Below are 15,043 nucleotides of genomic sequence, written 5' to 3' on the forward strand. Positions count from 1 at the left end.
CGGATCACCTCCTTTCACCGTGTGACCAACACCTTAGGAAGCGGTCCAGGAGGCCACAACCCAATTTCCCGGAGGCAACGATTTTCGGGAACAGAGTGTGCGCTGCGTCACGTTCCAGTTGAATGATCTGAGGTGCAAAAAAGCATGTGTGGATGCGTCCTGCAGGGGGTCCAGGATGAGTGCTTCCAGGAGTGAGACCACCAATGCGCTCGGGCCCGACGAGCCGGAGCGGGGCGGCGTGGGTTCGCCGGAGACCGGGCCGGTGCCGGGGGCGGAGCTGCTTGCCGCCCTGCTCGACGGGATGGATGCCGCGCTCTGCGCCTTCGACGCGGACTGCACGATCACCCACTGGAACCGTGAGGCCGAGCGGATTCTCGGCTGGGCGCCCGAGGAGGCGGTGGGGCGGCGCGGCTTCGCCGGATGGGCGGTGCGGAGCGCCGATGCCGTAGAGGTGCAGGGGCGGCTGATGGCCGCGATGGACGCGCCGGGGCGGACCGTGCATGAGTTCGCGCTGCTGCGCAAGGACGGCGGGCGTGTTCTCGTACGGACCCAGTCGGCGCGGGTGCTCGGCGCGGACGGCAAGCCGGCCGGGGTGTACTGCGCGTTCAGCGAGGTGCATGCGCAGATCGATCTGGAGCGGTCGATCGCGTTGAGCGAGGCGCTGTTCGAGGACGCGTCCTGGGGCGTCGTACTGGTCGATGTGGATCTGCGTCCGACCGTCGTCAACGACTATGCGGCGCGGGTGCTGGGCGCCGGACGTACCTCATCGCTCGGGCGGCCGCTCGGGGAGCTGGTCGTCCAGGGGGTGGAGGAGCTGGAGGGCGCGCTCCACCATGTGCTGGCGGAGGGGGCGCCGCGGGGGCTGGCGGAGTTGTGGGTGACGCTGGGCACGGCCGAGGGTGAGCGGCGGCGGTGCTTGCGCAGCGGGTTCCTGCGGCTGGCCTCGCCGCTCGCGGAGGAGCCTGTTCCGCTCGGGGTGGGGTGGCTGTTCCACGATGTGACCGAGGCAAAGCTGGCCGAGCAGGAGGCGGACCGGCAGCGGTTCCGGTCGAGCCAGCTGCACCGGGCCGGGCGTGCCGCCGCGGAGTGTGAGGACGCGATGGAGGCGGCGACCGCATATCTGGACTTCGCGCTCGCGGGCTTCGCCGACCATGCGTTGATCGATCTGCTGGAGGCGGACGGCGAGCGGCTGGTGCGCGTCGCGGCAACGCCTTCGGGCGCGCCGGGCCCGTGTGTGCCGGTGGCGGGTGCGGGCATTCCGGTGCGCTACCCGCAGGGCCACCCGGCGCTCCAGGCGGCGGACCGCATCGGCTCGGTCCGGGCGAGCGCGGCCGCGGGTGCGGTGGCGGGCGACTGGGCGGCGGAGCGCCAGTGGCCGCGGGACGCGGTGCACGCGCTGTGCACGGTGCTGCGGAGCCGGGGCCGGACGCTGGGCGTGGTGACGTTTCTGCGCGGGGCCGGCCGCCCGGCGTTCGAACGCCCGGATGCGGTGTACGCGGAGAGCGTGGCGGTTCTGGCGGCGTCGGCGCTGGACCTGGCGCGGCTGGCGGGCGGGCAGGCGGACGCCTGACGGCTTCGTCGACGGGGGCCGCGAGGGCGGCGGGGGTTTGGCGCTGAGGGGTCACCCCTAGTGTCGGAAGAAGATCCGGTCCCCGTACTCCGTCATCACGCGACCGTTCCACTCGTGCCCGCCGTCCACGTTGCCCGAGCGCAGCAGCGGCGGCTCGATGCCTCGCTCGACCAGCTGCTCCGCCGCAGCAGCCATCGTCGCCTGCATCAGCGCGCTGGTGACGACAGTCGACGCGGGTGCGAAGGGCGCCTCGATGCCTTCGTGGGTGAGCTCCGCGTCGCCGACCGCGATCTTGGAGTCGAGGACGATGTCGCAGTGGTCCTTGAGGAAGGTGCCGGAGGCGTGCCGGGATTTGGTGCCCTCCGCGTACGCCACCGACGTCACGCCGATGACCTTGAGCCCGAGCGCGCGGGCGTTCATGGCCATTTCGACGGGCAGCGCGTTGCGCCCCGAGAGCGAGATGATCACGAGGACGTCGCCGGCCTTGGCAGGGCTGGAGTCGAGGACGGCGCCCGCGAGCCCCTCCACACGCTCGAGGGCCGAGCCGAGCGTGGCCGGCATGACGTCGACACCGACGACGCCGGGCACGGCGAGCAGGTTCATCAGGGCGAGGCCGCCGGCCCGGTAGACGACGTCCTGCGCGGCGAGTGAGGAGTGCCCGGCGCCGAAAGCGAAGAGGCGGCCGCCCGCGGCGACGGTGTCCGCGATCGCGGACCCGGCGTCGGCGATGTTCGCCGCCTCCTCGTCCCGCGCACGCTGCAGCAGACCGATCGCGGCGTCGAAGAACTGACCGGCCAACTTGCTCTCGCTCATCGCCGAGCCCTTTCCGGGGAGGGGGGAACCGCAGCTGCGTCACAACCGCACCGCACCGCAGCGGCACCGCGGCGGGAATAACCGTGCCGCGGATCACGTTGCGGTCTGGACCATTGCCCTGTCAATACAGCTTCGCGTACGACCGGTCGTACGGGCTCAGGGAACGGACTCGGGGAGAGGTGTCCCGACGGCTTCCCGACGGCTTGCCCCGGCACGGCACGGTTGTCAGTGGGATGCGTCAGAATTGAGTCAGGGCCAGCGCACGACTGTTTTCAAGTCACAGCATCGAGGGGCACGTATGTCCGGACTGATCGACACGACGGAGATGTATCTCCGCACCATCCTCGAGCTCGAAGAGGAAGGTGTGGTGCCCATGCGCGCCCGGATCGCCGAGCGGCTCGACCAGAGCGGTCCGACGGTCAGCCAGACCGTGGCGCGTATGGAGCGCGACGGCCTGGTGACGGTCGCCGGCGACCGCCACCTGGAGCTGACCGGCGAGGGCAGGCGGCTGGCGACGCGCGTGATGCGCAAACACCGGCTGGCCGAGTGTCTGCTCGTCGACGTGATCGGCCTGGAGTGGGAGCAGGTCCACGCGGAGGCGTGTCGCTGGGAGCATGTGATGAGCGAGGCGGTGGAGCGGCGCGTTCTGGAGCTGCTGCGCCACCCGACCGAGTCGCCGTACGGGAACCCGATCCCGGGCCTCGAGGAGCTGGGCGAGAAGGCGGAGGCCGACCCGTTCCTGGACGACGGCATGGTCTCGCTGGCGGACCTGGACCCGGGCGCGGACGGCAAGACCGTGGTCGTACGGCGGATCGGCGAGCCGATCCAGACGGACGCCCAGCTGATGTACACGCTGCGGCGGGCGGGCGTGCAGCCCGGCTCGGTGGTCAGCGTGACGGAGTCCGCGGGCGGAGTGCTCGTGGGCAGCAGCGGCGAGGCGGCGGAGCTGGCGGCCGATGTGGCCTCGCATGTATTCGTGGCCAAGCAGTAGCCGAGCATTGACCGAGGTCTGAGGGTCCCGAAGCGCTCCTGAGCCGACGCCCGGCGCCTCTCAGGAACTCCTCGGGAGCCTCGCATGGCGGGTTTCCGCCGCCAGATACCGCATTCCGTCCGGAATGGCAGCGCCCGGGCGAATCGCGTGCCACGCTGTGGCTGAGGCATATGACCCCATGGCCGGGGAGGGATCCGGGTGATGCGCCCGCCGTACGACCAGCGCGCTCAACGCTGCGCCCAGCACGCTCAGCGAGCCCCGCATGCCCTGCACTCGTATGTCCCGCTCGACGCGCACGTCCCGCACGACCCGTATGTCCCGCGCGATGCGCATGTCCCGGACGCCTGCGTCCCGCACGTCCTGTATCTACAGGAGGGCCCCGGCTCCCATGGGAGCCGGGGCCTGTCCTCCCCTGTGCTGACCCGGAGCCCCGAGCTCTCAGGGTCAATCCCGTCGGACCGTCATCCCCGAGCGGCCCGCCTCCCGCAGAAGATCTTCCCTCGGCTGCGGGGGTCAACCCTTGAGCGCGGTCACTCGAACGAGGGGTGTTGCGCGCCAGGACCGTGTTTTCGAATAGAGGTTCGATAGTCTGGCGGGACTCGACCGAGCAGGACCACCGGGGGAGAGAAGGGGGTGCCAGGCCACATGGTGCGGCGCATTGACGTAACCGGAGCCGACGGCGTACGCCTGGCTGCCTGGGAGTTCGCCGACCCTCCCAAAGGGAGGGGCGAGACGGAGCACGCGCCTGGAGTCTTACTGCTCCACGGCTTGATGGGACGTGCCTCGCAGTGGGCCTCGACGGCCCGCTGGCTGGCTGAGCGGCACCGGGCGATCGCGCTCGACCAGCGAGGTCATGGCCGCAGCGACAAGCCGGCGGAAGGCCCGTTCACCCGCGAGGCGTACGTCGCGGACGCCGAGACCGCCGTCGAACAACTCGGCCTCGCCCCGGTGACCCTGATCGGCCACTCCATGGGCGCGCTCACCGCCTGGCAGCTCGCCGCCAAGCGCCCGGACCTGGTCCAGGCCCTGATCATCTGCGATATGCGCGCCTCCGCGCTGGGTGCGGCCTCGCAGCGCGAGTGGGAGGACTGGTTCCGCACCTGGCCGGTCCCGTTCGCGACACTGGCGGACGTCCGCAAGTGGTTCGGGGAGGACGACCCCTGGGTGGAGCGCCACAACCCTGCCCGAGGCGAGTTCTTCGCAGAGGTGATGTCGGAACGGGCGGACGGCTGGCGCCCGGTCTTCTCCCGCCGCCAGATGCTCACTTCCCGTGAAACGTGGGTCCACGACGCCCACTGGGAGGAGTTGGCCCAGGTTCAGTGCCCGACACTGGTGGTCCGGGGTCTGGACGGCGAACTGGGCCGCGCGGAGGCGCAGGAGATGGTGCGGGTCCTGCCGCGGGGTGAGTACGGGGAAGTGGCGGACGCGGGCCATCTGGTGCACTACGACCAGCCGGAGGGATGGCGGACGGCGATCGAGCCGTTCCTGGATGGTGTGCTGACGCCCTGACGGGAATCGAGGCCCGGCGTATGCGGGGCCCGGGGGATCGCCCTCAGCCGTGGCGGCAACGGCTGGGCGATCAGCGAGGTCGGCAACCGGTCGACCGGCTACGTGGTGTGCTCTGTTGCGGGGGTGAGCTACCGGCCTCGTGGCACGGCATAAGCGTGCGTCAGGGGACCCGTGGTGAGGGGCCGTTCAGAAGGCGAAGACCTTGCCGTCGGCCATGCTTCCTTCCATTTCGCACTCGTTGCCGTACGTGGCGGACCAGGCGACGTGCTTGCCCTGCCACACGCCCTGGGCGCTGATCACGACAGGGCTCCACTGGCGCGTGCACGTCTTGTGCGACGGCTTTTCCGTCAGCACGGCGAACTCACCGTTGACGGCGCTGAGTTCCGCGCACGCGGCCGCGGGGGCGGGGTGGGTTCCCGCAGGTCGCGGGGCGCAGCTCAGGGTGACGGCGCGCTCGACCGTGGCGGTCGCGGCGTCCTCGCCCCTGCTGAAGCTGAGTACGAGCGCGGACGGCGCGTACAGGCTCTTCGCGTTGGCGGGCTGTGCGGGCTGTGCGGGCTGCGTGGGCCGGGCCTGCGCGACTCCCATGGCCGTGGTGCCGGTCAGAACAAGAGCAGATGCCGTGGCAACTGCGGCGACTGTGTTGCGGATGTAACGCATGTGTGAAACTCCTTCGATCGGGGGGCGATTGCGGTCGGGAGTCTTGCGCATGCGGACAGTGAGTGCACGTCGTTCGCTCGTTTCCGGCCGTGTACGTTCGTTCGGGGGTGACCGAATGGTCGTTCGGGCAGCTCGGGGCGGGTGCGAGGGCGTGTCCATCATGTGGACGATCTTCAGTGGTGCAATAGAAAACTACCTTCTGAGCTGCGTAAATGCCCGGGCTGCTCTACCTCGTGCGGCGCCTGCTTCGACTGGAAAACACCCCTCGGTGAGGGGTTTGGCGGCGGCGGCGCTGTGCGCCGCAGGGGGCGGAACGTATACAGGCGCTAATCGGAAGGCTTCGCCCCGCGGCGGTGATGAGGGCCCGGGGAGGCGTGCCGCGGTGTGCATTGCCGCGGGGGTGCGTCGCTCCCGCGTACGCGGATTCTGCGTGATAAAAAATCCTAAACCGGACAAACCGGAACAGTCTCATGGTGGAACCTGGCCGGGGCGATGACGGGCCGTTGATCCGCATCTACCTTGAGAGATTCCGAATCTCTCAAGGGAGGGATGCATGGAACGCAGGCGGTTATTGCATGCCGGAGCCGGGTTCGCCCTGGCGTCCGTAGCGGGCCAATTGGTTGCCCCGGGCGCTGCGAACGCCGACACAACCGACAGCGCAGGCACGGCCGGTAGACCAGACACAGCAGACAGACCGGATACAGCCAGTGCAGGGGATCCCTGCTCGGGTCCTCCCATCTCCACGTACGGCATCGCGTCGTTCACCGCCGCCATCGTCGGCATGACAAAGCTCGACGATCGCGTCTACGTCGTCGCCCGTGGTCAAAGTCCGCCCATACTCGGCGAGATCGACCTGGCGTCGAAGAAACTCACCAGAGCCGTCCGGCTCCCCCGTGGAGAGGGCGGCTGGGCTGCGACCGTCTCGGGCGGGCACGTCTACGCAGGGACCTATCCGTACTCGGACATCTACCGCTTCGATCCGGCCACCGGCGAGGTGAAGCTGATCGGCACGGTGGGCCCGGCGGGCGGCTTCGTCTGGTGTCTCACCACGGCGCCCGACGGCACGGTGTACGCGGGAACGTCCCCGCGCGGCGAAGTCTGGGAGTACAAACCGCAGACCGGCGTCCTGCGCAATCTCGGCGTCGCGGTGCCGGGCGATATGTATGTGCGCGCGATCGCCGCCGACGAGCGCTTCGTCTACGCGGGGACGCTGCCGCACGGCTACGTCGTCGCCTATGACCGCGTCACCGGCGCGAAGACGAACCTCACCCCGACGCCCTACGGCGGCGCGGCCGCGCTGCTTGCCCGCGGCGGCCGGGTGATCGCGGCGCTCACCAAGTCCGTAGTGGATATGGCGCCCGACGGCAGCGACGCACGGGTGATTCCGACGCCCGGCCCGGAGCGGCTGATCGACGCGATGACGATGACGTCCGACGGCACGCTGTACTGCGTCGGACGGCCGACCGGAACGGTCTACCGGCGGGACGGCGACACTTTCGTGCCGGTCGCCGCGCCCGCGGGCGGGGACGAGCATCGCGCGCTGCTGCCGCTGTCCGACGGGACGCTGCTCGGCGGTGCGGGCAGCGGCCGGCTGTGGTGGCTGGACCTGGCAAGTGGCACGTCGGACATTCTCGAGCTGATCGACATCGGCCTGTCCGGACCGGATCCCGTGCAGTCCATGACGTACGGCAGGCGCGGGACCGTGCACGTCGGCGGGCACTTCTCGATCACGACGCACCGGCCGGCGAACGGCACGTCCCAGCGGATCAGGATCCCGGGCGAGCCGAAGCAACTGCAACTCGTCGGCGACCGCGTATACGCGGCGATGTATCCGAGTACCGAGTTGCTGGAGTACGACCCGGACCGCGGCAAGGTCCGGTCGATGGGCTTCGTCGAGAACGAGCAGCAACGGCCGACGGACATGGCGTACGAACGGGGCCAGGATCTGCTGCTGGTGTCGACCGCCCCAGGGGTCGGCCTGCTCAAGGGCGCGCTGACAGTCGTGGACCGGTCGAGACGCAAGCTCAGGGTCTACCCGGATGTCATCGTGGACCAGAGCGTGATGTCGCTCGCGCTGGACGACAGGCCCGGCAGCCGGATCGCGTACCTCGCCGGTGACACCTGGGGCGGCGGCAGCATAACGCCGGCCAGGCCGAGCGCCACGATCGCCGCCTTCGACCTGCGGTACCGCAAGGTGCTGTGGGAGGTCGCGCCGGTGGAGGGATACGCGAGCCTGCAGCACATCGCGGTGCACGACGGTGTGCTGTACGGGGTCTACAAGCGGCTCGCAGGTACCTGGTTCGCCATGGATCTCGAGACCCGCACGGTTCTGCAGACCGGGAAGCTGCCGAGCTACGGCGAGCTCAGCGTCCATCGTGGGCAGGTGTTCGCGTCGGTCTTCGGCGGTTCGGTGTACCGGCTCGGACCAGGGCTCGCGGAGGCTCAGCCCATGCTCGGCGGCCTCGGTGACGGCTGGTACAACCCGCCGCAGCTGGCCTGGGAACGGTCGTCCCGGTACGCCTGGGCCGTCGCCGGCCGCGATCTGGCCAGGCTCCGGCTCGACCCTCGGTGCCCGAGTGCGGCCGAACCCGGACCGACCGCGCCGAACGAGTCGATACTGGAGTCCTTGCTGGCGAACTGAGCGCTCAGAGAGCGCCCGTGGGTACGGGACCCGTCAGCCGATCGGCTGACGGGTCTCCTCGCGGATCTTCCGCGTCGCCTCCGCCGGCGCCTTGAGGTCGACCTCCCCCCGGGGACCGCTGCTGGTTCGGGTGCGTGTACGGAGGCTGACCCACGTACCCCTGCTGCCACTTACCCCTTGCTGACCGCCGCCAGGATCTCCGGGAGCCTGCTCGCCGTCTGCGGCGCCGCGAGCCGCACCCCCGCCCACCCGACGAGCAGCCCGTACGCCGCGCCCACCGGCAGCAGCAGCCACAGCGCCGACTGGATGTTCGCAGCATGCAGCCAGATCGTCAGCGCGATCACCGGCGCGCACAGCACCGCCGCCGAGATCATGCCGCCGAAGATCGAGATCCAGGCGAGGCCGCCCTGACCGGGAGCGACGTTCTTGTACGCGCTGTCCTGCGGGATCGAGTACGGGAAACGGGCCGACGCCACAGCTCCCGTCGCCAGCATCGCGCCCAGCAGCGCGAAGGACAGGCCCACCACTTCCGGCAGCGCCTGCCAGTCGCCCAGCACGGCCGCGGTGAGGACAGTGACGAGGGCGGTGTACGGGAGCGTGATCACCAGCAACGCCAGTGCGCGGGCGCGCAGTTCGACATACGCGTCCCGGGTGGACGAGATCGTCAGCGCCACCATCCAGAACGCCGAGGTGTCCTGGCCGAACTGGTTGTACATCTGGATGCCGAGCATCCCCGCCGCAAAACATGCGAAGTAGACCGAGCCCGTGCCCTGCAGTGCGTTGAACAGCGGCACGATCAGGCCGATCGCCAGCGCCGTCACCCACGCCGCCTTCGTCTTCGGGTCCCGCCACACATAGCGCAGGCTGCGCTGCATCACCGTGCTCGTACGGCCCTCGGGCAGCAGACGGTGGAAGCCGGTCGTGGACTCCTTGCGAGTCGGCTCCGAGGCCGCGGCCAGCGTCGAGCCGTCCGGCGCCGTCATCAGCTTGGTCAGGCTGCGCTGCCAGGACCGCAGCAGAAGCAGCAGAGCGGCCGCCGACAACCCCAACTGCCCGATGGCCACCGCGTACGAGCCCTCGCTCGCCGAGTCCACCGCGCCGATCGCCGACGCCGGCGGCAGCCACCGTACGATCCCCGCCACCGGATCGAGCGCCGACAGTCCGCCGGCCTGGCCGAGGCGCTGGGCGCCGAAGTTGACGACCTGGATGCCGACCGCGATCACCAGACCGCTGAGCAGCGCCAGGTCGCGGCCCTTGCGGGATGTCAGCAGTCGGATGTTGGCCGCCGCGACCGCCCGTGCCAGCGCCACGCACACCAGCAGGGTGAGGGGGACGGCGACAACGGAGACGAGCAGCGCGAAGACGCCGTGGGACAGCGCGATCGCCGAACCCACCGCCAGGCAGAGCGTGAACAGCGGGCCGATGCCCACCAGCGACGCCGCCAGCAGCGCCGAGACCAGCGGGCCCGGTCGCAGCGGCAGCATCACCAGACGGGTCGGGTCCAGCGTTTCGTCACCGCTGGGGAAGAAGAGCGGCATGAACGCCCAGCCCAGGGCCAGTACGGCGGTCAGCAGCACCACGACCGAATCCGCGTGATCGTTTCCGCGCAGTGCGATCAGGCCGATGAGCTGGAGCGCGGCGAAGAGCAGCGTGACGACGATCGAGGCGATGTACGCGGCTCTGCGGCCGGACGACTGGCGCAGCCCGTTGCGCAGCAGCGACAGCTTGAGACGGATGAAGACCGGGGCGAGGTATGCGCTGTTCAAGGCGCTGACGTTGCTCAACGGGTACCGCCGCCGAGCCAGTCCAGCGAGTGTCCGGCGTCCCGGCCGTTCGCGCCCACCAGTTCCAGGAACGCGCTCTGCAGGGACGGCGCATCGCCCCGTACCTCCGCCAGCGGGCCCTGCGCGCGGATCCGGCCCGCCGCCATCACCGCCACCCAGTCGCACAGTGACTCCACCAGCTCCATCACATGGCTGGAGAAGACGACGGTCGCGCCCGAGTCGGTGTACCGCTCCAGGACGCCGCGGATCGTCTGCGCCGAGACCGGGTCGACGCCCTCGAACGGCTCGTCCAGGAACAGCACTTCGGGGTTGTGGAGCAGGGCCGCCGCGAGCCCGATCTTCTTGCGCATGCCCGTGGAGTAGTCGACGACCAGCTTGTGCTGCGCACCCGCCAGGTCCAGTACGTCCAGGAGCTGAGTCGCGCGCTTGTCGACCTCATCGCCCGGCAGACCCCTCAACCGCCCGCTGTAGGCCAGGAGTTCACGGCCCGAGAGCCGCTCGAAGAGGCGCAGGCCCTCAGGGAGTACGCCGATACGGGACTTCACCTCGACGGGGTCGCGCCACACGTCGTGGCCCGCCACCTCCACCCGGCCCTGGTCCGGGCGCAGCAGGCCGGTCACCATCGACAGGGTCGTCGTCTTGCCCGCGCCGTTCGGGCCGACGAGGCCGATGAACTTGCCTGCGGGGAGCGTGAGATCGATGCCGGCCACCGCGGTCTGCTCGCCGAACCGCTTCCACAAGCCCTCAACACGAACGGCGGGCGGCGCCGTTCGCGCCCCGCCCGCCTCTGTGGCTCCCATCGCCTGGTCCGGCATGGCGCCCCGCCTTTCAGTGTCCCCGTATGTACGAGGCCACCTTATGGGTCACCTTGGGGCCGCCTTATGCGCGGCGGATCCGCTTCGCGGCAGCCTCCCGCCCGCATGCGTATGCCAGCGGGCTGATCAGCTCGTCCGCGTCCGGCAACCACCGATTGGCGGTGGTGGGGCGGCGGGCCCACTGCACCGCGCCATGGCCGCCGATCCGGGTCGGCGGCGCCGCGACGTAGTGGCCCTCGCCGCGCGCGACGAGGTCGATGGCGCTCGGCACCCAGCCCAGGGTGCGGACCAGGTCGGGGGTTTTGAGTGCCGCGCCGGGCAGCACGAAGAACAGCATCCGGCGGTCGGGGGTGCAGGTCACCGGGCCGAGTGGGAGGTTCATCCGCTCCAGGCGGGCAAGCGCCAGGAAGCCGGCCGACTCCGGTACGTCGAGAGCGTCGAAGGTACGTCCCGTCGGCAGCAGGATCGACGCCTTCGGCTGCCTGGACCACAGTCGGCGTGCGGCGACCGCGCTGCCGGTCGCCTGGTTCGCCCAGTCCGGCCTGGCGGGGTGGGCGCCGGGCAGGGCGCATGCGGCGTCGCCGCACGAGCAGCGTTCCCTGCCCTCCACCGCCTCCAGCCAGGTGCCGGGGAACACGTCCCAGTGCCGCTCTTCCGCGTACCGCACGGCATTGTCCAGCAGCTGCTCACCTCGCTGCTGGGGGATCTGTACGGCTTCCATGACTCCGATGGTCTCTTCCACGACACACTCAACTCCCGCCATCACCTTGGGTTACGGGCGTCCCATGGGCGGTGCGTGGCGCATCGATCCTGCACACGGGGCGCATGGGTGCACGGGTGGGGGCGCGCATGCGGCTGCGCCGCGGTGGGCGGGTAGCCACAGGCAGTGGCGTCATCGCGAGGGGAGGCGGCGATCCGGGAGGGCGACGGCGGCAGACGTCGTGGCTCCCGTGTGGCTTCTGCGTGCGTCAAGGCGGCCGCCTTCCGGAAAGGCCTTCCAGGGAATCTTCCGAATCTTCCCGGAAAAACGACCAACTCGGACCAAGTCTGCATTCTCCGTATATCAGCCGGGCAGTGATCACTTCGATGGATCACCGCGGCCTCAGGGGGTAGTCATGGCAGCCAGGCCTCTCGTCGTCCGACAACCGAACGAACGATTGCAGGCGCTCATTCAGGAAGCCGGGTGTTCCAATGCGGGGCTCGCCCGTCGCGTCAACATGGTCGGTACGGAGCGTGGGTTGGACCTGCGCTACGACAAGACCTCGGTGGCACGCTGGCTGCGCGGGCAGCAGCCGCGCGGCCGTGCGCCGGGCATCATCGCCGAGGCGCTGGGCCGCAAGCTCGGCCGTACGGTCACGATCGACGAGATCGGCATGGCGAACGGCAAGAACCTCGCGTCCGGCGTCGGCCTGCAGTTCTCGCCGACCGTGCTCGGCGCGATCGAGCAGGTCTGCGAGCTGTGGCGCAGTGACGTCGGCCGCCGCGACTTCCTGTCCGGGTCGGCGGTCGCGGCCTCCGCACTCGTCGAGCCGAGCCGCGACTGGCTGATCACCGGCGCGGACACGCAGGTCGCTCGTACGGCCGGAGCGCGGGTCGGCGTCTCGGACGTCGAAGCGGTACGGGCGATGACGAGCGCGCTGACCGACTTGGACCACCGCTTCGGCAGCGGCCATGTCCGGCCGGTTGTCGTGCACTATCTGAACAGCGTGGTCTCCGGTCTCCTCTCGGGCTCGTACCGCGAATCGGTCGGCCGTGAGCTGTTCGCGGCGGTCGCGCGGCTGACGGAGCTCGCCGGATACATGGCCGTCGACACCGGCCAGCCGGGGCTCGCCCAGCGCTACTACATCCAGGCGCTGCGACTGGCCCAGGCGGCCGGGGACCGGGGGTACGGCGGCTATGTGCTGGCGGCGTCCATGAGTCATCTGGCCGCTCAGCTCGGCAACCCGCGGGAGATCTCCCAGCTGGCGCGGGCCGCGCAGGAGGGCGCCCGGGGCCGGGTCACACCGCGGGCCGAGGCCATGTTCTACGCCGCGGAGGCGCGCGGGCACGCCCTGCTCGGGGACGCCCGCACCTGCCACGAGGTGGCCGGCAAGGCGCTTGCCGCGCTGGAGCGGGCCGAGCCGTCGACAGGGGACGATCCGGACTGGATCGCCCATTTCGACCACGCGTATCTCGCGGACGAGCTGGCGCACTGCTACCGCGACCTGGGGCAGGCGGAGGTGGCGGCGTACCATGCCGCAAACGCGCTGGACGGGCACCCGGAGTCGCGGGCCAGGCGGCGCGCGATCGGTCTTGTGTTGTTGGCCACTGCGCAGGTGCAGCAGCGTGAGGTGGAGCAGGCCTGTCACACGGGCACGCGTGCGGTGGAGCTGCTGGGGAGGCTGCGCTCGAGCCGGGGCGCGGAGTACCTGGACGACCTCCAGCAGCGCCTGGAGCCGTACGCCACGGAGCCTTCGGTGCGCGAGTTCGGGGCGCGGCTGGAGATTCAGGCCGCATGAGGCCGGGTGCCCCTTTAACAGCGACTTGAGTCCGCATCTTGTTACTGCTTACGCGCGTGTGTGCGGAGCGGCTGAGGCACCGGGTAGCGTGAACCGACGGTTCAGTAGGCCCATACGTAGGAGTCCCGGTGACGCAAAGCGGACAGGGTGACGAGCGGCAGCTTCCTGCTGTGCGGCCCGCGCACGAAGGCGTCGTGCTGCCCGCCGACGGAAGTGAGCCCTGGATTCCAGGTGTCTCCGACCCACAGGTGGCTCCGGCGGGCGGGCAGCCGTGGGGAGAGCCCTGGGGGCCGCCGCAGCAGCAGCAGGGGCAGCCTGGCCAGGGTGGGCAGCCTGCCCACGGCGGCTATGGGGAGGTACCGCAGGGCGGATACGGCCCGCAGAGCGGGTACGGCGAGGTGTCGCAGGGCGGATACGGCGCGCAGGCCGAGTACGGCCCGCAGGCCGGGTACGGGGCGCAGGCCGGGTACGGCGCGCAGTCGATGCCTCAGGCTGTGCCTCCGCAGGGACCGGCTCCTCAAGCCCTGCCTCCGCAGCCGCTGCCCCCTCAGGCCCTGCCTCCACAAGCGCTGCCTCCGCAGGCGCCCGTCATGGGTGCCTCCGACGCGACGCAGTACATCCCGCCGGTGGCGCCCGTGGGGCCCGGAGCCCTGCCGCCGGAGACTCCCGCCGAGTCCACCCAGTTCCTCGGGACCGGGCCCGGTGCCATGCCGGGTGCCATGCCCGGACCCGGACCCGTATCGGGACCGGACGCCGAGGCCACGCAGTACATCGCGGCCGTACCGCCCGGCCCCGCCCCGCCCGCGCCCAACGCCGCGCCGTTCGGGATCCGGCCGGGGGCGCCCGGCGACCGGCAGCCGCCCGCCGAGTTCGACAGCCTCTTCCGTACGGACGGGCCCGCGGCCCAGCCCGCGGACGCCACGGCACAGCTGCCCCGCTTCGAGGGTCCGCTCGGCGGCCAGCGGACGCGCCGGCAGCAGTCGCATCAGCAGCAACCGGCGCATCAGCAGCAGTTTCAGCAACCGCAGTACCAGCAGCCGCAGTACGAGCCGCAGGACCATGAGCCCGAGCCCGATCGGCGCAAGTCCTCGCACATACCGCTGATCGCCGCCGTCGTGGTCGGCTGTGCCGTCCTCGGACTCGGCGTCAGCGCAGTGATGTTCGGCGGCGGGGACGACACCAAGAAGGACCCGGACGCCAGCAAGAACGTCGCAGCGACCTCCGACGCCCCCAAGAACTCTCCCGAGGCCGCCGCCGACCCCGCCAAGCAGCAGGCCGAGGCGCTCGACAAGCTCCTCGCGGACAGCAACAACAGCCGTGCCACGGTGATCAGTTCGGTGGAGAACATCAAGCAGTGCCAGAACCTGGACCAGGCGTCCACCGACCTGCACGGCGCCGCGGTGCAGCGGCGCGGTCTGGTGACCCGGCTCGAGGGCCTGACCGTCGACAAGCTGCCCGACAATGCCGCACTGACTGCTTCGCTCACCAAGGCATGGCAGGCGTCCGCGTCGGCCGACGACCACTACGCGGCCTGGGCCCAGCAGGTCAAGAGCAAGAAGGGCTGCAAGGACGGCAAGGCCCGCAACACCGGCCAGACCGCTCAGGCCAACCGCGCCAGCGGTGACGCCACCAAGGCCAAGAGGGAAGCGTCCGGGCTGTGGAACGCCATAGCCCGTAAGTACGAGCTCACGGAGCGGCGCAGCGAGCAGCTGTAGCTTCCGGTCGGTCGGTCGGCCGGGCAGCCGACCGACCTGCCGGTCGA

At 70.5% G+C, this 15,043-nt stretch carries 12 protein-coding genes; 6 read left to right on the forward strand and 6 right to left on the reverse strand.

What is annotated here, in order from left to right; genetic code table 11:
• Nucleotides 1-175 precede the first annotated feature (175 nt).
• On the forward strand, nt 176-1,570 hold the full coding sequence (locus ACFYXH_RS09315; RefSeq protein WP_389561480.1) for a PAS domain-containing protein: 1,395 nt from the start codon (nt 176-178) through the stop codon (nt 1,568-1,570).
• Between the two features lie 57 nt (nt 1,571-1,627).
• Here the strand turns inward: ACFYXH_RS09315 and ACFYXH_RS09320 are convergent, their stop codons facing one another.
• Complete coding sequence (locus ACFYXH_RS09320) at nt 1,628-2,383, reverse strand: SIS domain-containing protein (RefSeq protein ID WP_389561481.1); 756 nt, start codon at nt 2,381-2,383, stop codon at nt 1,628-1,630.
• A 298-nt stretch (nt 2,384-2,681) separates the two neighbouring features.
• Here ACFYXH_RS09320 and ACFYXH_RS09325 point away from each other — a divergent pair, with 298 nt between their 5' ends.
• Nucleotides 2,682-3,374 carry a metal-dependent transcriptional regulator gene (locus ACFYXH_RS09325; protein WP_362681638.1) on the forward strand — a complete coding sequence of 231 codons (693 nt, stop codon included), beginning with the start codon at nt 2,682-2,684 and terminating at the stop codon, nt 3,372-3,374.
• A 645-nt stretch (nt 3,375-4,019) separates the two neighbouring features.
• Complete coding sequence (locus ACFYXH_RS09330) at nt 4,020-4,883, forward strand: alpha/beta fold hydrolase (RefSeq protein WP_389561482.1); 864 nt, start codon at nt 4,020-4,022, stop codon at nt 4,881-4,883.
• Nucleotides 4,884-5,069: 186 nt separating this feature from the next.
• Here ACFYXH_RS09330 and ACFYXH_RS09335 read toward each other — a convergent pair whose 3' ends face one another.
• Nucleotides 5,070-5,543: a subtilase-type protease inhibitor gene (locus ACFYXH_RS09335; RefSeq protein ID WP_389561483.1), complete on the reverse strand. Its 474-nt coding sequence runs from the start codon at nt 5,541-5,543 to the stop codon at nt 5,070-5,072.
• Nucleotides 5,544-6,324: 781 nt separating this feature from the next.
• Here ACFYXH_RS09335 and ACFYXH_RS09340 point away from each other — a divergent pair.
• The gene (locus ACFYXH_RS09340; RefSeq protein WP_389561484.1) at nt 6,325-8,184 is read left to right on the forward strand and encodes a hypothetical protein; all 1,860 of its coding nucleotides are present in this window, start codon (nt 6,325-6,327) and stop codon (nt 8,182-8,184) included.
• Nucleotides 8,185-8,354: 170 nt separating this feature from the next.
• On the opposite strand, the gene ACFYXH_RS09345 is transcribed toward ACFYXH_RS09340, so the two are convergent.
• The 3 genes from ACFYXH_RS09345 to ACFYXH_RS09355 form a co-directional block, all read right to left on the reverse strand.
• Entirely contained in the window at nt 8,355-9,950 is a 1,596-nt protein-coding gene (locus ACFYXH_RS09345; RefSeq protein ID WP_389561485.1) for a transporter, read from the reverse strand.
• A 14-nt stretch (nt 9,951-9,964) separates the two neighbouring features.
• Complete coding sequence (locus tag ACFYXH_RS09350) at nt 9,965-10,783, reverse strand: ABC transporter ATP-binding protein (RefSeq protein WP_389561486.1); 819 nt, start codon at nt 10,781-10,783, stop codon at nt 9,965-9,967.
• 64 nt (nt 10,784-10,847) lie between these two features.
• The gene (locus tag ACFYXH_RS09355; protein ID WP_389561487.1) at nt 10,848-11,546 is read right to left on the reverse strand and encodes a bifunctional DNA primase/polymerase; all 699 of its coding nucleotides are present in this window, start codon (nt 11,544-11,546) and stop codon (nt 10,848-10,850) included.
• Nucleotides 11,547-11,898: 352 nt separating this feature from the next.
• On the opposite strand from ACFYXH_RS09355, the gene ACFYXH_RS09360 reads away from it, so the two are divergent.
• Nucleotides 11,899-13,281 carry a transcriptional regulator gene (locus ACFYXH_RS09360; RefSeq protein ID WP_389561488.1) on the forward strand — a complete coding sequence of 461 codons (1,383 nt, stop codon included), beginning with the start codon at nt 11,899-11,901 and terminating at the stop codon, nt 13,279-13,281.
• Between the two features lie 101 nt (nt 13,282-13,382).
• Here the strand turns inward: ACFYXH_RS09360 and ACFYXH_RS09365 are convergent, their stop codons facing one another.
• Nucleotides 13,383-13,802 carry a hypothetical protein gene (locus tag ACFYXH_RS09365; RefSeq protein ID WP_389561489.1) on the reverse strand — a complete coding sequence of 140 codons (420 nt, stop codon included), beginning with the start codon at nt 13,800-13,802 and terminating at the stop codon, nt 13,383-13,385.
• A gap of 69 nt (nt 13,803-13,871) precedes the next feature.
• Between ACFYXH_RS09365 and ACFYXH_RS09370 the strand changes: the two genes are divergently transcribed.
• Nucleotides 13,872-14,996 carry a hypothetical protein gene (locus ACFYXH_RS09370; protein WP_389561490.1) on the forward strand — a complete coding sequence of 375 codons (1,125 nt, stop codon included), beginning with the start codon at nt 13,872-13,874 and terminating at the stop codon, nt 14,994-14,996.
• Nucleotides 14,997-15,043: the final 47 nt, after the last annotated feature.

Source organism: Streptomyces sp. NPDC002730 (assembly GCF_042888805.1).
Lineage (GTDB): Bacteria > Actinomycetota > Actinomycetes > Streptomycetales > Streptomycetaceae > Streptomyces.

Coding starts and splice junctions, on each gene's coding strand:
- ACFYXH_RS09315 (WP_389561480.1), top strand. CDS start 176: ATGAGTGCTTCCAGGAGTGAGACCACCAATGCGCTCGGGCCCGACGAG.
- ACFYXH_RS09320 (WP_389561481.1), bottom strand. CDS start 2,383: ATGAGCGAGAGCAAGTTGGCCGGTCAGTTCTTCGACGCCGCGATCGGT.
- ACFYXH_RS09325 (WP_362681638.1), top strand. CDS start 2,682: ATGTCCGGACTGATCGACACGACGGAGATGTATCTCCGCACCATCCTC.
- ACFYXH_RS09330 (WP_389561482.1), top strand. CDS start 4,020: ATGGTGCGGCGCATTGACGTAACCGGAGCCGACGGCGTACGCCTGGCT.
- ACFYXH_RS09335 (WP_389561483.1), bottom strand. CDS start 5,543: ATGCGTTACATCCGCAACACAGTCGCCGCAGTTGCCACGGCATCTGCT.
- ACFYXH_RS09340 (WP_389561484.1), top strand. CDS start 6,325: ATGACAAAGCTCGACGATCGCGTCTACGTCGTCGCCCGTGGTCAAAGT.
- ACFYXH_RS09350 (WP_389561486.1), bottom strand. CDS start 10,783: ATGCCGGACCAGGCGATGGGAGCCACAGAGGCGGGCGGGGCGCGAACG.
- ACFYXH_RS09355 (WP_389561487.1), bottom strand. CDS start 11,546: ATGGCGGGAGTTGAGTGTGTCGTGGAAGAGACCATCGGAGTCATGGAA.
- ACFYXH_RS09360 (WP_389561488.1), top strand. CDS start 11,899: ATGGCAGCCAGGCCTCTCGTCGTCCGACAACCGAACGAACGATTGCAG.
- ACFYXH_RS09370 (WP_389561490.1), top strand. CDS start 13,872: ATGGGTGCCTCCGACGCGACGCAGTACATCCCGCCGGTGGCGCCCGTG.